Genomic DNA, 20,075 nt, shown 5'->3' with positions numbered 1-20,075 from the left:
TTTTTTCAATTTTTTGCAAAATATTTTTTAATTGATAATAATTTAAGCACAATAAAAATTACATCTTAAACCATTCAACCAACTTGCAAGCATTAGATCAACAATGGTGTTTTATGTATTACGCCACTTTCCTTATCATTCTCTAACACCCTTTGATTTTTCTCATCCCATTAGCTTCAAGCATAAGGTTTAATTTAATAAGGGTTGATGATTTTTCTTTTTCTGTCAACAAGTTGACGTGTTTATCCATTAAAGCAGCTCTAAATGTCCAGAGTAAATCAATACTTGCAGGAATACCTAATTTCTTTAATCTGACATAACTATGAATAGCACCCAATGCTCTAAAATCACTGACTGTATGAATATTAATTTTAGCTAACAGCCTTTCATGCTTAATAGTGAAATTAGCTAATTCTTTGATACGCTCTTTTTTAGCTAAATTCTCAGAAAGTTTTTTTCTTTTAATTTGTTGAATAGAAAGGTTAATGACTTGTTTGAAAAGAGTTTTGTTTTTACGAACTGAAGGAGGTAATTGATAATAATGATAAAGAGCTAATTTACTCATATTATTAGGATTGAGTGAATAGGCAACAGCCCCAAGCCTCTCCAAATAAGGTACCAACTCTCCCTCGGCTCTAACAAAAATTGCGTCGTTTTGGGACAAAGCAAACATGGCATCTTCTTGGAATATTCCATAACCGGTAAACAAATTCTTAACTCTTACCTCACCAATCAGTTCAGTAAATTCATTGCGTAGTTCTTGTTTTGTGTTACACATAGTTTTTCCTCACACTATTATTATGTGAATTAGTTATATCATACTTTTTATTTTTTAAGAAAAAGATATCATTAATAACATTCAAAAATGTGAAGTAGATCGAAAAAATAGAATTTTTTAACTAAAATATCAGCTAAAAAACATAAGATATGTAAAAAATTAGCGCACGATTCTTTATCTCGCATACACTGTTTATTTTGCCTACTTTCCTTTATTACTGTATTTTGCTATCCTTATACACACTTTTGGGGCTGATTTTGGATTCGACGGGATTAGCGAAGCCCGAGGTGCACGTCGAGGTGCGGTAGGCCTCGTAAATAAACCGCAAAAAAATAGTCGCAAACGACGAACAATACGCTTTAGCAGCTTAATAACCTGCTCATAGCCTTCGCTCCCCAGCTTCCGCTCGTAAGACGGGGATAAAGCGGAGTCAAACCCAAACGAGATCGTGTGGATGCCGCTGTTTGAGGATCGAAGCATTAAATTGAATCAAACTAGCTTAATTATCGCGTGTCTGTCCGCAGGATTAAGCGAAACTTAAAGACTGACTAAACGTGTAGTGCTGACGGTAGAGGAATTTCGGACGGGGGTTCAACTCCCCCCAGCTCCACCAAGTCCAATTCCAAACAAGTTTAATAAAGTCCGATAAAGCCTTGGCGCATAACACTCCAAGGCTTTTTTATTGTCCTATTTAATCCTATCTATTCCGACCTAATCCAACGATTTTAGTAACATCGATAGTAACACTATGATAAAATAACTTAGGTCGATGTTACTACAAGCATTAAGAGTCTTATGCTACAAGGCTTTTACCGCTTTTTATATTTCTTAAATGACAGGTGATTCAGCTATGCCAAGAACAACAAAATCTTTAACGAACACCGAAATAGACAGAGCAAAGCCTGCCGAAAAGGAATACAACCTTGCAGATGGGAGTGGGCTATTCTTAAGAGTTAAAACTAATGGCTCTAAATTATGGATTTTTAACTATTACCATCCTTTCACTAAAAAACGTAAAAATATCAGTTTAGGTATTTATCCTGAATTGTCGCTTGCTCAAGCTCGTAAAATAAGAGATGAATATCGCTCATTACTAGCCCAAAATATTGATCCTGCCGAATATCGAGCTAATCAACTACAAGCAAAACAAGACGAGCTAAACAACACATTTGAAGCCGTCGCTTGGCAATGGTTTGAACATCGCAAAACTCGCAAGAATTTCTCTGAGGGCTATGCAAAAGATGTCAAAAGCCTGATTGAACGTATTTTATTACCGCATTTTGATAAATTACCGATTACTCAAGTTACTGCACCTTTAGCCTTGAAAGCATTTAAGACACTTCAAGATAAAGGCACGTTAGAAACGCTTAGACGTTCTATTCAAAAGTTGAATGAGATTATGGATTTTGCTTTGCACCGCAACATTATTTCGCATAATCCCACAGCCAATCTTTCGAAAGAATTTGATAATCCTACAGTTGAACACTTTAAAACGATCCGTCCAGAAGATCTGCCTGAATTTCTGATGACCTTAAACCGTGCTCAAATTAAGCTACAAACACGTTATCTTATTTTATGGCAACTACTGACCATGACACGCCCTAACGAGGCGGCTATGGCTCGTTATGAAGATATTGATGAGAAATCTAAGATTTGGACAATCTATATTCAAAAAGGGATTAAGCAAGATGAGCGTGGTCGAGAACATAAAATTACCCTTTCTCGCCAAGCAATGGCACTTCTAAAGGAAATTAAAAAATTGAGTGGTGGTAAAGAATATCTTTTTCCAAGTGAAAGAAATCCAAAATCGCATACCAACACGCAAACCGCTAATGCTGCGATTAAACGTATGGGCTATCACGGAAAACTCGTTGCTCACGGATTAAGGAGCATTGCCAGTACTTACCTGAATGAACAAGATCATAACAAAGATATGATTGAAGTGGCGTTATCTCATATCAATCAAGATCGCATTCATACCGCATACAACCGAAGTGATTACCTTAAACAGCGTTTTACTATACTACAAGCGTGGGCAGATTTTATCGATCAATGCTCACATGAAACTATTCCGCAGTATCATTTAAAAGTTGTTAATGCGTAATCTGCTGAATACTAAAAAACCACAATTTCTCTACGAATTAGCAACCGATTTTCGTAAATCCTGTTCACGTTACTTGCAAGATTTTTTCGCCATATTTCAACAACGATTAAATTGCGAATTTTGGCTCATTTTGTGGTAAGAAATTGAGTGGTGAATACTCAAATTCATTATGTAATTTAACGAGAGAAAGCAATTATAAGATTGATAATTGCCTTCTCTCTTTTGCGATGTTTACCTATAGAAAATCAAATTTTACTAAAATTGACTGCACTCAGGCCCAAGATTTTATATAGTTCAATTTACCCACACTTTTTGAAATTTACCTCTTTTTCCTTTTATCCAGCGGAATTTTTTCCGCGTAATAATTAATGATTTAATTTTAGATGTAGATATATTCAATTTTTCGGATAATGCTTCCAGCCTTCTTCTATCTAGCTTTTCCGCACAATCGCAAAATTGATGTGGTGATTTTTCATACAAATAAACCGCTTCAAGAATACTCATTTTTTCATCAGGAATAATAATCTTACTTGTTCTTTTATAGGAATATTCCACTTCTTTTTTCAATTTATTCAAATAATGAGATCGCTTGTAATTGCCTATCTGAATATGATCATCTTTTTTCTCATCCATTGGTGTCGCAAGTTCATTATGTAACTTCTCGTTCGTAATGTGTTTGTTATTTTCAGCTCTGCTCTCCTTCAAGGCATCTTTAAAGATATAATTCCGATAACGGCGTGGCTTATTATCTTGAGTATGATCATAGTGAACGGATAAACCAACGTTTAACCAAGAAAAGGGATCTATGGTTTCTTCAAACTCCTTCTCTCTTGGTTTAGTAATGTAAGCAATAATTCTCAAGAGATCATAGTAAGTATTAATCCATTGGGTATTAGATTGTTCTTGATAGCCAATTTTTGACAGTTGCACTCTTATTGCTTCATTAGTATTGAATCTAATATCCTTTCCAATATTTGAATAATTAAAGTTTTTATCAAACAAAATGATAGCATGCCCATGAGTGTTAATTCTGTTATCTTGTTCAGCACATCTACAATCTAGTAATAAAAACAATCCAAGATGATGAACCAATTAAGCATAAAGAAGATTTATATTTTCTTTAATCTCTTCAAAAGATTGATAAGTGGATGCAGCAATCACATTTTCAGGAGAAAGCGTGCAGAAAACAGCTTTAAAATCATCTAGCTTATAAGATAATTTGGCTTTATTTCGCGCAACCCACTGAATCAAGGAATTATCTTTGCTGGGAATGAAACCTGATAATAAATCAAGAATACGAGGGTTCTTGATAATCAATTTGAAACTAGCTATCACTTCTTTTTGTAATTTCAATAATTTTTCATTGTAACAAGGTGTACAAGTTAAGAACACACATTTAGATGTAGCCGAAAATACTCTCCCCATTGTTTTTCCCGAACCTAAATAAGTGCCGCATTTACCTTGCTTTTCTAAGAAAAGTCTTGCTAATGCTTGAGATTGAGTATCAAGCATTGGTAGTGTATTAATCATTAATTCAACTAGTTTTGACATAGTATCTCCTTATTTAGATCTACGATGTACCATATTTAAAATAAAAGTATTAATTTCACTTTCTAAATAACCTACAGAATTTGCACCAATAGAGAGCGGCTTAGGAAAGTCATTTCTATATCTTTTCGATTTTTTATTCTGCCAGTCATAGAATGTACTTTTAGAAATACTGAGCTTTTGAATAACCTCTTTTGGTCTAAGGAGTTTAATTTTATCGTTCATTTTATTCCTCTTAAAAATTTAATAAACAATGAAAATAGGCTACACCACAAAAATGAAACGATCAACATAAAAGAAAGCATAAGAAAAGTGTTATTTAAGTGAAAATAAATAAAAGATTAAATTAACAATAATAAAAAAATACAAATTACTAACAAGAAAGAAATATTCAAGCCAAGGAAAAATATTTATTTTTTTACTTTATATTTACAAGCTTAATAGTTGTTATAAATAGTATTTATGCCCAAAATAAAAATACACTTTAAGAGAAGAGGAAAGAAAAAATTACAAGGCTTACAATATCATTCAAGGAAATTCAACATGCTCTAAGCGCTCTCTTTATTGGATAAAAAATCATTTTTAAAATAAAGAAAACAATCTTGTCACACTGTTTTATGCTGTTTTTTTTAAACTTAAAGTCTTTTTTAAAACCTTAAAGTCCTTTTTTAAAACCTTAAAGCCCTTTTTTAAAACCTTAAAGGATTTAATTACCTTTTAAAACCTAAAATAATCAAAAGACCTTAAATCTTTTAATACAAAAATTATTTAATCCAAATTAAATATGAGTTTATTAAATATTTTTTGAAAATCATCAATCACAAAATAAAAAGAAAAAAATTTAATAAATATTAAAATTATCTAATTTAAGCATACGCTATAAATAAAATAAAACACTATGAAAATCACATTAGCATTAAAAAAATCAATTAGTACAAGAAAAGTTTGATTGCTTAATTTTTGTTCAATGCAGCAACTTTTTCTGAGCTTTTTGCCCCAAATGACTACCTGACGAAGGCAAAATCGAGAGAGCTTAACAAGAAAAAAGCATCTTCCAGCAATGCCAAAAGATGCTTTTTATTGAAAAAATTAGGATAATTTCGGGCTAATCAATCCCAAAACTTACTCCAGTTGCAGCCCCAACACCTCCGCGAGAGTCGGCAGAGCCTGAAAGACTGATGACAAAATTCGGTTTGGGTGCATATTTCACACCGACTGCAACCGCTGTTTCACCTCGATAAGAACCGACACCTGCGCCAACCGTAAAGGTTTTACCCTGTACTGGCGTGATTTGGGTCATCGCCATCGCCCCTGCCACACCTGCACGAGCTTGTCGGCGATCTTGGCGAGAGCGGTTTTCAAGTTCATCAATACGTTTGCTATTACTTTGGATCGCCTGACGATTTTCAGTAATTGCTTGTGTATTTTGAGTTACCTGTCTTGCTTGAGCTTCAACAATGCGAGTGTTTTCATTAATGCGAGCAGTTTGGCTGTTTACTACTTCAACAACTTTTTCCATTCGTTGTGAATTTTTCGCAATGTTAGAGCTGTTGGTAGCAATACTTGCTTTATTTGTTGTAACTTCTTCTTTTGTTTGTTTAACTTGTTTTTGTACAGGCACTAATTGTTCTTGTACCACTTTTTCAACCTTTTTCTCAGTAGCGTAAAGTTGTTTACCAGTAACCGCTTGATTAGAAGTTTCGCTAACTTCACCGTCCGCTAAATCATTCAAGGTTGCATTGTTAAGTGATACAGAAGTTTTTTCTGCATTGTACTGCACAACTGTTTTTTCAAGTTCAACCACTTTCTCAGAAGCCTGTTCTGCTTTTTTAATCGCATTTTCACCCATTGAACGAGCTTGATTGCCAACTAATTCAGCTTTTTCAACTTTACCTACCGTATCAATTAATGCGGTTTGCATTGCATTAATTTCTGTATCGTGTTTTTGTACTTTTACGTCCATTAAATCTACTTTTTGAGCAGAGTTATTAGCAGTACGAACAGCATTATCCGATTTTAGCCTGAGTAAGCAGTTTTTCTTCTGCCAAGTAGTACCATCTAATCGAATAATCAAACTTCATCGAGTTTTAGTACCTGTCTCAAGTTTTCCATTACATCATCATGAGATTTACTTTTCACTAAGTCGTTTTCTAACTGATGTAGCAAATACAGCTCATCTTCAGAGTAGAAAGACTCTTTTTTCTCAAAAGTCGGTGTATTGGGTAAGGCTATTTGCATAGAACCTCCTGTGTTTAGATGCGTGTAGTTTATCAGAAAAGCACGTTGCTATGGCAGCAGCCATTCAATGCGTTTTTTAATCCGTTGTTTTATGGCGTGAACCGGGTGTTTTCTTTCCCATTCTTTTACGCGTTTTTCAAAGATCGCTTGTGATTTACGATCAACCGAAAATGCTGAATGAGCTTTTTTCATGTTTTCTAAAAGGGCATCTGCACGTTTTTTGTGTTGGTATTTTATGAATAACCCCAACCCTAAAAGTAAAACAAAAATAATCGCCAAGTTATAAAAAATAATGGCTAAAACCTCATTCATTTTTCCCTCTCTCCTATTTAATTTTTATGAGTATTTTTTTTCATTCCGCATAGTGATCGCCTTTAATTCGGGAGAATAAAAACGCATAAAAATCCCTTAAAAAAACAACAGAAATTTAACCTAAAAACAGACCCAAAAATGAAGTAATTACACACCTAATGCAAATTTAAAATTTGCCTTTTTTTCCTTTGTAAATCAAGAGTTTGTACGTTTTCGACCAGAAAATAGGCGTGAATTTTGTGTGCTGAATAGCATCTTTTTAGATGATATACAGTGCTCATTGAAAAATAAAGATTTTCTTATCAAAAATGCTGTATAGTGCATACATAGCACTATGTAGTGCTATATGGTGCTATATAGTGCTTGTTTTAGGTTAAAAAACAAACAGGTTTTGATATGGAAAATTTAAATTCTCAAAATAATCGTATAACAGTTCGCGTTCCTTTTTCTGTATTAGAGGTTATAGATCGTATTGTTCTCAATAAAGTTAATGATGGTGAGGCAAATGCAACAAGAAGTAGTGTTGCATTAGAATTATTAAAACTAGGCGCACGTATAGAAAAGAAAAAACTAGAGAATATAGAATCAGGATCTAATTCATCTGGCAATAGATTAGAGGAGCAACTTTCATATATCGCTCATACAATCGTTAGGAATGGCGTATTAGCCGAAAGATTCCTTACTACTATTGCAGAATTTAATCAGATTCCTAATGATTTTGCTATTCGCATTGCTCAAGGGATTAGGCTATCAGATGAAGAAAAGAAAGAATTAAAAAGATTATTTATTAATATGGATTTTAAGCAAAAGAAACCATAAAGCCCCGAAGTGGTATATAAAAAATCGGAGCCGTAGGCGACTTCATTCAACTGTGCCAACTGACCAATGCGCATCAGCCTCCTCCCCAACGGATTCTTTACTCTATTGACCTTATAGTAGCTTTATAGTTTAAAATGGTACCACAACATTGTTCAATGTGGAGTCGTATTATGAGCAAATCCTGTGGTGGCGCCTGTGGCGGTGATGCAACGTCCGCAGCGGATACCGATATACAGGCCTCCTCCGAGGCGCCAGGGAGATGGGTCAGTGTTTATGCAGTGCCGAAGATGGACTGTCCATCAGAAGAACGAATGATTCGCCTAGCCCTGAACGGCTTTGAGGAGATTCGGGCGCTGTCCTTCGACTTGTCGAACCGCCGGCTGAAGGTCGTGCATGACGGCGAGGTCGAGCCCGTCACCTCGAAACTGAAGACCTTGGGGCTAGGCGCCTCGCTTCAGGAAACCGTCGCTGCAAATCCAGAGACCATCAAGGCCGCCGAGTTTTCGGCAGCTTCTGCTAAGCAAGAATCCGGGACCCTGCGCTGGTTGCTCGGCATCAATGCACTTCTGTTCGTGGTGGAAATGACTGCCGGTCTGATCGCCCAGTCCACCGGCCTGATTGGAGAATCCCTGGACAATTTTTCCGATGCGGCGGTGTACGGGCTTGCCCTTTATGCGGTTGGACATAGCGTGAAAATGCAGGTACGTGCCGCGCATCTTGCTGGTGTACTGCAACTGATCTTGGCTGTGGGCGTGCTCGTAGAGGTGGTGAGACGCTTTGTATTCGGTAGTGAGCCTGAATCTCTGGTGATGATGGCTATCGCATTCGTCGCATTGATTGCCAATACCAGTTGTCTGCTGCTCATATCCAAACATCGGGAAGGCGGGGCGCACATGAAGGCAAGCTGGATATTCTCGGCCAACGACGTGGTGATCAACCTGGGGGGCATCACCGCCGGCGCCCTGGTCGCGTGGACCGGTTCCAATTATCCAGATCTGATTATCGGCACCATCGCGGGGGGGATTGTACTTAACGGTGCCAGACGCATTTTGGCGTTGAAGGGTTAAATAATGCTCATTATTGGCAAAAAGCTCTCGCCGTATGCCCTGTTTTATCTGCTTATACCCCTGCTTTGTTTTTTGCGTTGAGATATTACCGTTTCAAGCAAGGCATTGTATTCATCTTCTGACAATGCTATTTCTAGGCGTTTGGTTCGCTTTTTCATTAGGTGTCCGTTCTTCAAATTAGCGGTGAAACCGCAGGGGGTCAAGGGGGATTTATCCCTCTTGCAAGGGCATAGACTTAGTATCACAGATACGGGGCTATGTGTCCTTGCTTTAACTATTAGACAATAGTACGCCAAAAGCCCCGAGAGTGATATTAAAAAATCAGCGGAGCCGAAGGCGACTTCATTTTATTAGGCGAGCTTGCGAGCCTTTGAACCAATATAAAAATAACAAAATTTATTATTAGGGAAGTGGTTATTGTGGGCGGTAGGTTTTTAGTGTTGAAAAGCTCGTGGGTAACTAGAAGAGTTATCCAACAGCTTTTCAATACGACCCGCAGGGGAAAAACCGTTAAACCGTCCACATTAACCGCTGACCCAAAAAAGAATGCTTTTATCATTTGCTGTATTAGCAGTCACATTAGCTTGATTTGCATCTGAAATTGCTTTTGAAGAATCCAGAAGTGCTTTATCTGCATTTGTTTTTGCTGTTGTTGCAAGATTGTTTGCGCTAACAGATTGAGCCTGTGCTTGTTTCACATTACCATCTGCGATAACAGCTAATTTATTAGCCTCTGTTGCTTGAGTTAATGCTTGTGTTGCACTCTCAATCGCTTTTGTTGCACTAACATTTGCTTCAGCCGTATTTTTATCCGCATTATTAGCTTTTCTTAAAGCAATGTTTGCGGTTGTTACAGATTGATCGCTTTTTTCTACCGCTTGCTGACTTGCTAAATGAGCTTGATTTGCAATAGTTTCAGCATTATTAGCTTTATCTACGGCTTCACCTGATTTAGTTAACGCTTGAGTAGATTGTGTATTTGCCAATTTTACACTTTCAACTGCGCTTTCGGCATTTACTTTTGCCTCATTAGCGATTTCTCTTAATTGCGTACTGGTACGCTCTGCACTTTCTGCTTTGGCAATCGCTTGATTGGCAAGTGCTGTATTTTCTTACGCTGTTTTAACCGCACTTTGCGCTTGGGTTAATGCACTATTTACATTGGCATTTGCGATGTTCGCTGTGCTTAATGCGGTTTGCGCCTCGGTTTTTGCTTGAGTAGCGTTATTATTTGCCTGCTCTGAGGTCGCTTTGGCTTCTGTTGATTGGTTCAACGCATTACTTGCTTGGGTTTGGGCTGTTTGCACGCCTGTTTCTACATTTGCGACACGACCAGTTAAGCCACTAACCGCTTTTTCGTTTGCTTCACTTTTTGCTTTTAAATCGGTTTGAGTTGAAGCAACTTTTGCAAGTTCTGCGTTTGTTACCACTAAACCTGATTTAGCTTGAGTCGCAGTATCTTTTGCTTCTTGCGCTAACTGCTCTGCATTACCTGCTGAAATACTTGCAAGATTTGCTGTTGCTGCTGCACGGGTTGCCGTGGTTTGCGCACGCTCTGCGGTTTGATTAGCGGTAGTTGCTGTGCGAACCGCTCCCTCTGCTGTTATTTTTGCATTATTTGCAAGACTTTCAGCATTGTTTGAATTTCGCACGGCTAAATTTGCTGTATCTTGTGATGCTGTTGCCGCATTAAACGCATTTTCTGCATTACTTTTTGCGGCATTTGCATCACTTTTCGCTAAGGCAACATCTGCCTGAATATCATTGATCGTACTTAATGCACTGGTTGCTGTATTTAAAGCACGAGTGGCATTTGAGTTAGCTGATTGTGCCAACGCTTTCGCTTCGCTTGCTGCATTGATAGCATTTTGACTAACTTCAGCACTTGAACCTGTATTTAATTTAGCTAATTCTAGTGCTTGGTTTGCGGTTTGTTCAGCTTGCGTGACTCGCCCTGTTAAAGCGGTAACATTTTGATTTACTCTTTCAATTTGGGTGTTTAAGTCGGAGATACCGTTTTTAGCTTCATTTGCCGTATTTGTTGCGGTAGTAATGCGGTCAGATAAACCTGATACACTACCATTGAGTTTGGTAATATCTGCCGTATTTTTAACTACTTGTTTTTCTACTTCACTCACACGAGCAATCGCACTATTCACATTTGAATTGGCGGTTTGAGCTGTTTGTTTGGCTTCGGTGGCTAGGGTGACTGCTTGCTCCGCGACTTTTTTCGTATTTACAGACTGAACCACGCTGGTATAAAGCGTTTGTTCCAACTGAGCAAATTGCCCACCGTTAATTGCCTGCTTAGAACTTGGCGCAATCAAGCCATCTTCAACTAAAGTCGGTGCAGCAAGGGGCTGACGTAGATTAGCCCTAAATTCCACACCAATCCCGCAGAATTTTAAGCTGTTGAGACGGTGTGCCGAAGTTAAACCGAAATTCGCATTCTTTCAAGAACAGCGGGAAGGATTTGCGATCAATTCCGTTGTATTTGCGCAAGACACGTTTTGCCTGATTCCAAAAATTCTCAATGCCGTTAATGTGGTTCTGACGGTCGGCAAATTCCTTGGAATGGTTGATGCGGTAATGGATGAAACCGCTCACATCCAACTTGTCGTAGCTGCTCAGGCTATCCGTGTAAACAATGCAGTCCGGCATGATTTTCTTTTTGATGACAGGGAGTAACGTTTCAGACTTGGCATTATCCACCACAACGGTATAGACCCGTCCGTTGCGTTTCAGAATACCAAAGACAACCACTTTTCCTGCCACGCCGCGACCACGTCTGCCTTTACGCCGTCCGCCGAAATAGCTTTCGTCCAACTCGACAGAGCCCTCAAAAACCTCATCGGCAACCAAGGCCAGATAATGGCTGATAACCATACGAATTTTGCGGTAGAACAGAATAGCGGAGTTGGGCTGAATGCCCAAAATATCGGCAGCGGAGCGGGAGGTAACTTGGAGTACAAAAAATTCAAGTAGTTTCTTTTGAACTCTCTTGCTTAATTTACAATTGGTTATCTGCATTTTCGTAGCCTAGCCTAACTGCTAATCTACGTCAGCCCCTAAAGTAAAGTTAAAACCAATCTATAAATTGATTAAGGGGTTTGGATAACCTAAAAAAACCTGCCAATTTCCTTGTGATTTCTCCTTTTAGTAACACTGAAAGTAACATCGGTAAAGTTTGAATTTAGATACTTCTTTATAATTAGACGGTTTGTGACATGTAATTCAGATGACCCCAGCCCTTGAAAATATTGACTTCAAGGGCTTTTTTATATCCTAAGCGTTCCTATCCAATCCTATAAAATCCTTGAGTTTTAGTTATACTGATAGCCGTATAGCAAAACCGATATAACTAAAATCACACAAAACCTGTTATAAAAAGTGTTAACGATGTTTTAGCTATACCCGATTTTTTAAAAGTCTGAATTACCGTGTCAATGGCATTAAAGGCATTTAAGCAGTATCAAGACGAAGTGCATTTAGAAAAGCTCAAACGAACGATTCAGAAGCATAACGAGATCATGACTTATGCCCTACACCGAGACTTAATCTCTTTTAATCCCACAGCAAATATCGAAAAGGAATTTGACAGTCCGACGGTTGAACATTTTAAAACCCTGAAGCCTAAGGATTTAAGCAAATTTATGTTCACGCTACAAAACGTTTAGATTCACTTACAGATGCGTTATTTGAGTTTATGGCAACCGCTCTCAACCATGACAAGATCTAACGAAGTGGATACAGCGAAATGGGCGGATATTGTAGAGTAATCCTCACTTAGAAAACACAGAGAAGACAGAGAAATCGTTATTGATCATCTAGGCAATGTTAAGAAGAATACTAACGGAAGTCCAATTCATAGATCACGTTGCTTACGCTCTTCCGCCACTCCAACTCTTCCCTCACGCCTAACAGACCAACTCCGGAAAACACCTTTAAAAAAATAAGCTTTTTTATTCCCGACGAAAATTCTCCGCACCATCCTCTTTTCTAAGGTAAGTTAAAACCCATAATAAAATGATGCCGAAAATAGCTGAGGTCAGGAAAGTCGTACTGAACGCACGTTGAAGTTGTTCACCGCTTTCACCAATGAAATGGCGATAAAGATCTAAAATCACAGCAGACACGGCAATACCGATACTGATTCCCACTTGTTGAATCACACTGAGATAAGTAGCACCTGCGCTGGCATTGTGTTCGTCTAAATCACTAATCGTAAGTGTGTTGACTGAAGTAAAAATAATCGACATACAGCTACCATACCACGCCAAAATCAGCACCAAACACCAAATCGGTGTATCTTGTTGCAACAGGCTCATGGCAGCAATAGCAAGCGCCATCGAAAGTGCGGTCAGCATTAATGTCGTTTTATAACCCAAACGCACCAGAATTTTTCCAACAAAGGATTTCGTTAACACGGAACTTAGTGCAATTGGCGCTAACAACCAACCGGCAATATCCGCGCTATAATTAAACACCACCTGCAACATCAGTGGCATTAAAAACGGAATTCCTGAACCACACAAACGGATGAAAATATTCGCCACCATACCCAATCGAAACGTACGCGTAGCAAATAAATTTAACGGTAATAAGGGATTCTGCACCCGTTGAGCATACCAATAATAAAAGGAGAAACACCCCAATCCGATAGCCAAAATCAACGCAGTCAGCCATTGATTGATGCGATCTTCAGACAACAAATCCAAACCAAGTGTCAACCCTACCAGCCCACCACCAAACAGCAAAAAGCCCCACCAATCCAACTTACTAATATTACCTGTACTGTTCGGCATATACCGACCGGCAAATCCAATCCCAAGGATACCAATAGGAATGTTAATTAGGAAAATCCAATGCCAGCTGGCATGTGTCACAAGCCATCCGCCCACAATCGGCCCGAGCACTGGGCCAATCAGCCCCGCCATCGCCATGGCATTCCATGCGGCAACCAATTGATTTTTTGGTACGTGACGAATAATTGCCAAACGCGCTACCGGCATCATCATTGCTCCGCCCAGCCCTTGCAACACGCGCGACCAAATCAATGCATTTAATGAATTAGAGGCGGCACAAGCAACAGAACCAATCACAAAAATCGCTACCGCAACCCGAAACACATTGAGCGTACCGTATTTATCGGCAATCCAACCAGTAAGTGGAATAAATAATGCAACAGTGAGGGAATAACTGATTATCGACATTTGCATTTCTAACGGTGATTCATGCAAATCGGCAGAAATAGCAGGCAATGCCGTATTCAAAATGGTGGCATCAAGGGACTGCATAAATAATGCCATGGCGGCGATTAAGGATAAATGGCGATAATGTTGGAGCTCAGGCATAAAAAACCACGCTTAAATTCGACCGCACTTTTGCTCGTACCAAGCCGTAATAAAATCAGCAATCTGCGCAATATTATTGATATCCAAACAAGACTTATCTGCCGCTAAAGGGTAATCTGTAGCAACGGCCAACACGAGAGCATCAATGTCAGGTAGCGGTTTAGTCATCTCTTTTCGATGCAACAAGATCTTTTCAATCGGCTCTTGTTTGAAGCCTTCTACCAAAATGAGATCCGTTAATTCGTGATCAAATTGTTCACATAAATAAGACAGGGAAATATGTTGTTGGGGTGTTTCCGTCATAAGCGCCCAGCGATGATCACAGGCCATAATCACTTGGCTGGCACCGGCATCTTTCATACGCCAACTGTCTTTGCCCGGTTTATCCACTTGCGCATCATGATGACTATGTTTAATCACCGCCGGGCGCAAGCCTCGTTGTTTTAATTGGGGAAGTAATTTTTCCAACAAGGTGGTTTTGCCACTGCCGCTGTAACCGGTGATGCCAAGCATGGGGAGCATAATATTTCCTTAAAGACGATAATATAAACGGGCTGATTATATACCAGCCCGCCAAAGAAAACGAATGATGCTCAAAGATTTAGAGCACACGTAGCAACACCGGTTGGTAAGCCGATTTGCGATTCAGTTTTCGCGCATACCAACGTACACCAAGAAAGGAAAGTGCGGTGGAAATAAAAATAAAAAATACACTGACGAGTTCGTGACTAAACAACGAATCGAACAATAAGGTGCTGAAGACTAAAGTGAACAACGGTATGCAATACATCAGTAACGCCGATTTGATCAAGGAATGTTCAGACAAACCAATCTCCACCTTCTGCCCAACTTTTAGCGGGGTAATGGTTTCAATGGTGAAAATATGTTCACCTCGCGCACCGCTACCGGTTAATTCCGATAAGGCGGAATTCCCGCAAGCAGCTTTTGCCGCACAACTACCACATGCGCTTTGTGATTGGCATTTTACTTTCGCCTTGCCAGATTCATATTCAATGACGACCGCACTTTCTGTCAACATAATAAGCCTGTTTAGTTTTTCTTAAATTGAATGTCTTGCACGATACGTTTTGCCGTAGAAATCGGCAATTGCCCGATAATCGTCACGTCTTTGTTGTCCACTGTTTCGTTATAAATGGTGTACGCACCTTGTCGCCAAGTGTTATCTCGCTGCGTGTTTTCAGTGATTTTGTCAGACACATATAACGTAAAAGAAAACAATCCATCACTGTAAAGTTGTGATTCAATTTTATCGTCGCCATCACGCTCAATGCTACGATTTACCACTTTAAAACCTTGTGGCAACCAACCTGGAGCCCAATTAAAATCCGGCGTTTGATTTGCGTTTTTATCCATTAATAACGGAGGAAAAGCCACTTGATTGAGATAATCTACCAAACCGGAAATCCCGTCTCCCACATACAAATTGACGACACGAAATTGATCCAATAAATTGCCGTCTCGATCAAGCATATCACTGCGCAACAGCAAGTTATTCTCTTCATCAATAAAAGCAACATATTGATAACGGAAATCGTCTTTCGGCAAAATTCGAATGGTTTGCACCACATGATCCGCTACGCGATTACGCCCAATATTCACAAAATCATAGTATTGTTCCAAGGTATCAAAATTCGCACGAATGAGTAGCGGCAAATTATCGGTAATGCCTTCGCTATTAATGGTGAAAGGTTGATAGTTCGGTTGAAAATAGCTAATTAAATTATCACGTTGCACAATTTCTTGTTGTGCACCATCTAGCGTCACCAATTGCGCAAAAGTTTTGCCATGAGATTTAAAGTGACGGTACCGCAATGAATCCATGTTAGAAGGCGTGGTTTGTACAAAAGAAAATTCATAATTTAGCTGTTCCGTCGCTTTCTTCATATCCTGCAAAAGCTGTTTCGGTGAAAATGTTTCTGCAGCAAGGGAAGAAAATGAGGTGCTTAATAAGAAAAAAAGTGCGGTGGTTTTTAGAAATGTTTTTAACATGATCAAATTCCTAATAAACAAATTCACCACCAAAAAATGGTGGTGAATTATCATAAAAAAACAGTCATACCGGAATACATAGAGTATTATCTATTGCTATGATTCTGTCCTAAATTCATTGAATCAGCATAAACACGACGTTGTAGTTCATAGCTTTGTAACATGGCGCCAATACGTTTATTTTTTTGTTCAAGCTGTTCAGTCGTAATGACATCTTTGCTTGGTGCGTTGTAACTGACTTCCTGCACACCGTTGTTAAAAGGCAATGTTTGCAACACCGGTGTATCCGCTGCATTTTGTACGGTAGATTTTGCATTGAAAGACTGTACACCCAACACTGCCACCAAGCACACACCCGCAGCAACTGCAACTTGCGTCATTGGCATAAACCATGCTTTTAATTTTTGCATAAACGGAGAGTTTTCTACTTCCTGTGGCAATGGTTGAGATTCTGTGACTTCAGCTGCTTGAATTTCTTCTGCTGCAATCAAACTTTCCATTTTTGCAGTAAAATCCGCGCCTAAGAAAACGTTTGTTTCTTGACGCATAACAGAACGAATGGTGTGGAAATTTGCCCAACTCTCTTGCAATTCTGCATTTTGGCATAATTTTTCGGTGAGTTCATAATTGACTTGCTCACCATCAATATATGCTGAAAGTAGTTCTTTTTGCATGTTTGTACTCCGACTAATCGTAGTTGTATTCCTGTTTTTTATTTAACGTTGTAAAAGCGGTTTCACTTTACTTTCAATGATTTCACGCGCTCTAAAAATCCGAGATCTCACAGTACCTACTGGGCAATCCATAATTTCTGCAATTTCTTCGTAACTCAATCCCTCAATTTCGCGTAAAGTAATTGCTGTGCGTAAATCTTCCTGTAAACCTTTAATCGTATCGAATACGATATTCTTCAACTCGTTGGATAACATTTCATTTTCAGGCGTATCCACAACCCGTAAATTTGTTCCTACATCGTAGGATTCTGCATCTTCAGCTAAAATATCTTCGCTTGGCGGGCGACGCCCTTGTGCAGTCAAATAATTTTTTGCAGTGTTCACTGCGATTCTGTATAGCCAAGTATAGAAAGCACTATCACCACGAAAAGAGCCGATGGAACGGTATGCTTTTATAAATGATTCTTGTACAACATCGGGAATATCATTCGGTGAAATATACCGAGTCAGTAATCCAGCTACTTTATTTTGATAACGCGATACCAACAAATTGAAAGCTTTCTTATCTCCCTGCTGCACCCTTTCTACCAAAGCTTGATCTGTTAGCTGTTCAGCCATATAACCTCAAATATCACTTCTAACAAACTTTAATTTCAAAGCCAGCAAGCTATTGTTATGCGTTAGACGAGATGAATAAAAAAAAGTTCAGTTATTTTAGAAAAAACCAATAAAACAATGAAAATCAATGCGTTAAACTTAATTTTTGCTGAATTTCCAGCACCATTTCTCGCAATTCCGGATCATTGATTTCGCCATTATTAAAGAACCATGAAAAAAGCTGTAAATCGGTCGAGGCTAACAAACGAATAAAAACCTCTTTTTTATGCTCACTAAGCCCGTCAAAATACTGTTTATAAAAAGGCATAATGACCTTGTCTAATTCCAACATACCGCGCCGACAATCCCACTCAATGCGCAGCGGATCATACTTTTTCATCCTATTCTCCTTTCCCAAAAATCAACTGGATTATAGCGTTAGTGCGCCGTTTGCGAAAATAAATTAATCACTAACACACCACAGATGATCAATCCCATGCCAATTAATCCGGCAGTATCAATTTTCTGCCCAAAGGCGAAATAAGCCACAATCGCTGTCAACACAATGCCTACGCCAGACCAAATGGCATACACCAAACCAACGGAAAGCGTACGAAAAATAATGGCAACAAAATAGAACGAACAGCTATAAAAAGCCAAAGCGCCAAGCGTCGGCAACGGTTTAGTAAAACCGTCGCTGACTTTCAATAGATTGGTCGCGACAATTTCCAAACAAATAGAAACGGCTAATAAAATCCACGGATTCATGTTTTCCCTATACAAAAGTGCGGTCGGAAATTCAACTAAAAATCCGACCGCACTTTTTATTTCAATTACGCCTTAATTTGGCTTTTTAAGAAGTCAATCAATTGCGCTTTCGCAATCATTTGTTTCTCACCGCTACGACGATTTTTGTATTCGATTTCGCCGTTCGCTAGGTTTTTCTCACCGATGACGACCATGTGCGGCACACCGATAAGCTCCATATCCGCAAACATCACGCCTGGGCGTTCTTTACGGTCATCAAAAATCACTTCCACACCTTGCGCCAATAAAGTGCGGTATAACTCTTCAGCGAATGCTTGCACGCTTTCTGATTTATGCATATTCATCGGCACAATCGCTACCGTAAACGGCGCCATCGCATCGCTCGGCCAAATAATGCCGCGTTCATCATGATGTTGTTCAATCGCGGCTGCCACAACACGCGTCACACCAATACCATAGCAGCCCATGGTGACGACCGTAGGACGACCATCTTCGCCTTGCACAGTCGCATTCATCGCGTTGGAATATTTGTCACCCAATTGGAAAATATGACCGACTTCAATACCACGTTTAATTAATAAGGTACCTTTGCCATCCGGACTTGGGTCGCCTTCCACCACGTTACGAATATCCGCCACTTTCGGCAACGCCACATCGCGCTCCCAGTTAATGTTGAAATAATGTTTACCGTCAATGTTGGCACCGGCACTGAAATCAGACATGATCGCCACGCTGCGGTCAATGATCACCGGAATGTTTAAGTTGACCGGTCCAAGGGAGCCGACGCCTGCGCCAATTTTCGCTTTAATGGCGGCTTCATCAGCAAATTCAAATGGGGAAGCCACTTCAGCCAGTTTTTCTGCTTTAACTTCGTTTAATTCATGATCACCACGAATAATTAACGCCACTAACGGCTGTTCTTCACTAGCACCTTTTACAATCAAGGTTTTAACGGTTTTCTCAATCGGTTGATTAAATTGCTCGACAAGATCCGCAATGGTTTTCGCATTCGGTGTATCCACCAATTCCATCGCTTTAGTTGGTGCGGCACGCTCGCCGACAGCTACGGCTTCAGCAAGTTCGATGTTTGCCGCATAATCGGACTCGGTGGAGAAAATCACATCATCTTCGCCGCTGTTTGCCAATACTTGGAATTCATGAGACGCGCTACCGCCGATAGAACCGGTATCCGCTTGTACGGCACGGAAATCCAACCCTAAACGGGTGAAAATATTGCTATAAGTTTGGTACATCACCTCATAGGTTTGCTGCAAGCTTTCTTTGTCCATGTGGAAAGAATAAGCATCTTTCATAATAAATTCGCGGCTACGCATCACACCGAAACGTGGACGCACTTCGTCACGGAACTTGGTTTGAATATGATATAAATTAAGAGGAAGCTGACGGTAAGAAGTCACTTCACGACGCATTAAATCGGTAATCGCTTCTTCATTGGTCGGGCCGATCACAAAACTCCGTTCGCCACGGTCGGTGAAACGCAATAATTCCGGACCATACTGATCCCAGCGACCGGACTCTTGCCACAATTCCGCCGGTTGCACCACAGGCATTTTGATCTCAATGGCACCACTTTTATTCATTTCTTCGCGAATAATGTTTTCCACTTTTTGTAGCACGCGCCAACCGGTTGGCATCCAGTTATAAAGGCCTGAAGCAAGAGGGCGAATCATGCCCGCACGCAACATGAGTTGATGGCTAACAATCGCCGCTTCTGCCGGGGTTTCTTTTAAGGTGGATAATAAATATTTACTTGTACGCATTGAATTACCTATAATTCCAAAAATT

The 20,075-nt window shown here is 39.5% G+C and carries 22 protein-coding genes, 1 other RNA gene and 1 pseudogene; 5 read left to right on the top strand and 19 right to left on the bottom strand.

From position 1 onward, the window contains the following. Positions 1-142 precede the first annotated feature (142 nt). Positions 143-778, bottom strand: a complete 636-nt coding sequence (locus HMPREF9064_RS00025; protein ID WP_006719988.1) for a TfoX/Sxy family DNA transformation protein — start codon at positions 776-778, stop codon at positions 143-145. Positions 779-1,025: 247 nt separating this feature from the next. Here HMPREF9064_RS00025 and ssrA point away from each other — a divergent pair. Then, positions 1,026-1,391, top strand: a transfer-messenger RNA (tmRNA) gene (ssrA, locus tag HMPREF9064_RS09875). 237 nt (positions 1,392-1,628) lie between these two features. Then, positions 1,629-2,882, top strand: a complete 1,254-nt coding sequence (locus HMPREF9064_RS00030) for an integrase arm-type DNA-binding domain-containing protein (RefSeq protein ID WP_032998053.1) — start codon at positions 1,629-1,631, stop codon at positions 2,880-2,882. Between the two features lie 294 nt (positions 2,883-3,176). On the opposite strand, the gene HMPREF9064_RS00035 is transcribed toward HMPREF9064_RS00030, so the two are convergent. The 6 genes from HMPREF9064_RS00035 to HMPREF9064_RS00055 all read right to left on the bottom strand — a co-directional run bounded on the left by HMPREF9064_RS00035 (position 3,177) and on the right by HMPREF9064_RS00055 (position 6,947). Continuing rightward, positions 3,177-3,956 (bottom strand): hypothetical protein, encoded by a 780-nt coding sequence (locus tag HMPREF9064_RS00035; protein WP_211204488.1) that lies wholly within the window; start codon positions 3,954-3,956, stop codon positions 3,177-3,179. An 18-nt stretch (positions 3,957-3,974) separates the two neighbouring features. Further along, the gene (locus HMPREF9064_RS00040; protein ID WP_006719983.1) at positions 3,975-4,433 is read right to left on the bottom strand and encodes a hypothetical protein; all 459 of its coding nucleotides are present in this window, start codon (positions 4,431-4,433) and stop codon (positions 3,975-3,977) included. Positions 4,434-4,442: 9 nt separating this feature from the next. After that, the gene (locus HMPREF9064_RS00045) at positions 4,443-4,655 is read right to left on the bottom strand and encodes a helix-turn-helix transcriptional regulator (RefSeq protein WP_006719981.1); all 213 of its coding nucleotides are present in this window, start codon (positions 4,653-4,655) and stop codon (positions 4,443-4,445) included. Between the two features lie 880 nt (positions 4,656-5,535). Then, complete coding sequence (locus HMPREF9064_RS00050) at positions 5,536-6,504, bottom strand: YadA C-terminal domain-containing protein (RefSeq protein ID WP_006719979.1); 969 nt, start codon at positions 6,502-6,504, stop codon at positions 5,536-5,538. Continuing rightward, a complete protein-coding gene (locus tag HMPREF9064_RS10010; RefSeq protein WP_005564329.1) occupies positions 6,501-6,668 on the bottom strand; it encodes a hypothetical protein in 168 nt (55 codons plus the stop codon). Before HMPREF9064_RS10010 ends, HMPREF9064_RS00050 begins: the two co-directional genes overlap by 4 nt. Positions 6,669-6,716: 48 nt before the next feature. Beyond that, complete coding sequence (locus tag HMPREF9064_RS00055; RefSeq protein WP_231957919.1) at positions 6,717-6,947, bottom strand: hypothetical protein; 231 nt, start codon at positions 6,945-6,947, stop codon at positions 6,717-6,719. 429 nt (positions 6,948-7,376) lie between these two features. On the opposite strand from HMPREF9064_RS00055, the gene HMPREF9064_RS00060 reads away from it, so the two are divergent. Both HMPREF9064_RS00060 and HMPREF9064_RS00065 read left to right on the top strand, forming a co-directional pair. Further along, entirely contained in the window at positions 7,377-7,799 is a 423-nt protein-coding gene (locus HMPREF9064_RS00060) for a hypothetical protein (protein WP_005564327.1), read from the top strand. Between the two features lie 170 nt (positions 7,800-7,969). Next, complete coding sequence (locus tag HMPREF9064_RS00065; protein WP_005564326.1) at positions 7,970-8,866, top strand: cation transporter; 897 nt, start codon at positions 7,970-7,972, stop codon at positions 8,864-8,866. Between the two features lie 524 nt (positions 8,867-9,390). On the opposite strand, the gene HMPREF9064_RS00070 is transcribed toward HMPREF9064_RS00065, so the two are convergent. The 3 genes from HMPREF9064_RS00070 to HMPREF9064_RS00080 all read right to left on the bottom strand — a co-directional run bounded on the left by HMPREF9064_RS00070 (position 9,391) and on the right by HMPREF9064_RS00080 (position 11,896). Next, positions 9,391-9,852: a hypothetical protein gene (locus tag HMPREF9064_RS00070; protein WP_006719971.1), complete on the bottom strand. Its 462-nt coding sequence runs from the start codon at positions 9,850-9,852 to the stop codon at positions 9,391-9,393. 126 nt (positions 9,853-9,978) lie between these two features. Further along, positions 9,979-11,253 carry a coiled-coil domain-containing protein gene (locus HMPREF9064_RS00075; protein ID WP_006719968.1) on the bottom strand — a complete coding sequence of 425 codons (1,275 nt, stop codon included), beginning with the start codon at positions 11,251-11,253 and terminating at the stop codon, positions 9,979-9,981. Next, a complete protein-coding gene (locus HMPREF9064_RS00080; RefSeq protein ID WP_006719966.1) occupies positions 11,243-11,896 on the bottom strand; it encodes an IS1595 family transposase in 654 nt (217 codons plus the stop codon). The genes HMPREF9064_RS00075 and HMPREF9064_RS00080 overlap by 11 nt, the downstream gene beginning before the upstream one ends. A 404-nt stretch (positions 11,897-12,300) precedes the next feature. Here HMPREF9064_RS00080 and HMPREF9064_RS09670 point away from each other — a divergent pair. Next, a pseudogene (locus tag HMPREF9064_RS09670) lies at positions 12,301-12,642 on the top strand (integrase); the annotation flags it as partial. 186 nt (positions 12,643-12,828) lie between these two features. Here the strand turns inward: HMPREF9064_RS09670 and HMPREF9064_RS00085 are convergent. The 9 genes from HMPREF9064_RS00085 to proS all read right to left on the bottom strand — a co-directional run bounded on the left by HMPREF9064_RS00085 (position 12,829) and on the right by proS (position 20,050). Beyond that, a complete protein-coding gene (locus HMPREF9064_RS00085) occupies positions 12,829-14,220 on the bottom strand; it encodes an MDR family MFS transporter (protein ID WP_006719962.1) in 1,392 nt (463 codons plus the stop codon). A gap of 12 nt (positions 14,221-14,232) precedes the next feature. Further along, positions 14,233-14,742: a molybdopterin-guanine dinucleotide biosynthesis protein MobB gene (gene mobB, locus HMPREF9064_RS00090; RefSeq protein WP_006719960.1), complete on the bottom strand. Its 510-nt coding sequence runs from the start codon at positions 14,740-14,742 to the stop codon at positions 14,233-14,235. 79 nt (positions 14,743-14,821) lie between these two features. Then, a complete protein-coding gene (locus HMPREF9064_RS00095; RefSeq protein WP_006719958.1) occupies positions 14,822-15,259 on the bottom strand; it encodes a SoxR reducing system RseC family protein in 438 nt (145 codons plus the stop codon). Positions 15,260-15,270: 11 nt separating this feature from the next. After that, positions 15,271-16,230, bottom strand: a complete 960-nt coding sequence (rseB, locus tag HMPREF9064_RS00100; protein ID WP_032998052.1) for a sigma-E factor regulatory protein RseB — start codon at positions 16,228-16,230, stop codon at positions 15,271-15,273. A gap of 86 nt (positions 16,231-16,316) precedes the next feature. Continuing rightward, positions 16,317-16,904 (bottom strand): sigma-E factor negative regulatory protein, encoded by a 588-nt coding sequence (locus tag HMPREF9064_RS00105; protein WP_006719955.1) that lies wholly within the window; start codon positions 16,902-16,904, stop codon positions 16,317-16,319. Positions 16,905-16,946: 42 nt separating this feature from the next. Further along, on the bottom strand, positions 16,947-17,522 hold the full coding sequence (gene rpoE / locus HMPREF9064_RS00110; protein ID WP_006719952.1) for an RNA polymerase sigma factor RpoE: 576 nt from the start codon (positions 17,520-17,522) through the stop codon (positions 16,947-16,949). A gap of 124 nt (positions 17,523-17,646) precedes the next feature. Next, a complete protein-coding gene (locus HMPREF9064_RS00115; RefSeq protein ID WP_006719950.1) occupies positions 17,647-17,901 on the bottom strand; it encodes an FAD assembly factor SdhE in 255 nt (84 codons plus the stop codon). 38 nt (positions 17,902-17,939) lie between these two features. Further along, the gene (locus HMPREF9064_RS00120; RefSeq protein WP_006719948.1) at positions 17,940-18,269 is read right to left on the bottom strand and encodes a DMT family transporter; all 330 of its coding nucleotides are present in this window, start codon (positions 18,267-18,269) and stop codon (positions 17,940-17,942) included. Positions 18,270-18,334: 65 nt separating this feature from the next. Then, complete coding sequence (gene proS, locus HMPREF9064_RS00125) at positions 18,335-20,050, bottom strand: proline--tRNA ligase (protein WP_006719946.1); 1,716 nt, start codon at positions 20,048-20,050, stop codon at positions 18,335-18,337. Between the last annotated feature and the right edge of the window lie 25 nt (positions 20,051-20,075).

The sequence above is a fragment of the Aggregatibacter segnis ATCC 33393 genome, from assembly GCF_000185305.1.
Classification (GTDB): Bacteria; Pseudomonadota; Gammaproteobacteria; order Enterobacterales; family Pasteurellaceae; genus Aggregatibacter; species Aggregatibacter segnis.
The sequence above is the reverse complement of the archived record's forward strand: the minus strand, read 5'-3'. Positions and strand labels throughout refer to the sequence as shown.

Bases quoted from the DNA above. Each gene is read 5' to 3' on its own strand.
- HMPREF9064_RS00030 (WP_032998053.1), top strand. From the start codon at position 1,629: ATGCCAAGAACAACAAAATCTTTAACGAACACCGAAATAGACAGAGCA.
- HMPREF9064_RS00120 (WP_006719948.1), bottom strand. From the start codon at position 18,269: ATGAATCCGTGGATTTTATTAGCCGTTTCTATTTGTTTGGAAATTGTC.
- HMPREF9064_RS00095 (WP_006719958.1), bottom strand. From the start codon at position 15,259: ATGTTGACAGAAAGTGCGGTCGTCATTGAATATGAATCTGGCAAGGCG.
- rseB (WP_032998052.1), bottom strand. From the start codon at position 16,230: ATGTTAAAAACATTTCTAAAAACCACCGCACTTTTTTTCTTATTAAGC.
- HMPREF9064_RS00065 (WP_005564326.1), top strand. From the start codon at position 7,970: ATGAGCAAATCCTGTGGTGGCGCCTGTGGCGGTGATGCAACGTCCGCA.
- rpoE (WP_006719952.1), bottom strand. From the start codon at position 17,522: ATGGCTGAACAGCTAACAGATCAAGCTTTGGTAGAAAGGGTGCAGCAG.
- mobB (WP_006719960.1), bottom strand. From the start codon at position 14,742: ATGCTCCCCATGCTTGGCATCACCGGTTACAGCGGCAGTGGCAAAACC.
- HMPREF9064_RS00060 (WP_005564327.1), top strand. From the start codon at position 7,377: ATGGAAAATTTAAATTCTCAAAATAATCGTATAACAGTTCGCGTTCCT.
- HMPREF9064_RS00045 (WP_006719981.1), bottom strand. From the start codon at position 4,655: ATGAACGATAAAATTAAACTCCTTAGACCAAAAGAGGTTATTCAAAAG.
- HMPREF9064_RS10010 (WP_005564329.1), bottom strand. From the start codon at position 6,668: ATGCAAATAGCCTTACCCAATACACCGACTTTTGAGAAAAAAGAGTCT.
- HMPREF9064_RS00025 (WP_006719988.1), bottom strand. From the start codon at position 778: ATGTGTAACACAAAACAAGAACTACGCAATGAATTTACTGAACTGATT.
- HMPREF9064_RS00085 (WP_006719962.1), bottom strand. From the start codon at position 14,220: ATGCCTGAGCTCCAACATTATCGCCATTTATCCTTAATCGCCGCCATG.
- HMPREF9064_RS00080 (WP_006719966.1), bottom strand. From the start codon at position 11,896: ATGCAGATAACCAATTGTAAATTAAGCAAGAGAGTTCAAAAGAAACTA.
- HMPREF9064_RS00115 (WP_006719950.1), bottom strand. From the start codon at position 17,901: ATGAAAAAGTATGATCCGCTGCGCATTGAGTGGGATTGTCGGCGCGGT.
- proS (WP_006719946.1), bottom strand. From the start codon at position 20,050: ATGCGTACAAGTAAATATTTATTATCCACCTTAAAAGAAACCCCGGCA.
- HMPREF9064_RS00040 (WP_006719983.1), bottom strand. From the start codon at position 4,433: ATGTCAAAACTAGTTGAATTAATGATTAATACACTACCAATGCTTGAT.
- HMPREF9064_RS00105 (WP_006719955.1), bottom strand. From the start codon at position 16,904: ATGCAAAAAGAACTACTTTCAGCATATATTGATGGTGAGCAAGTCAAT.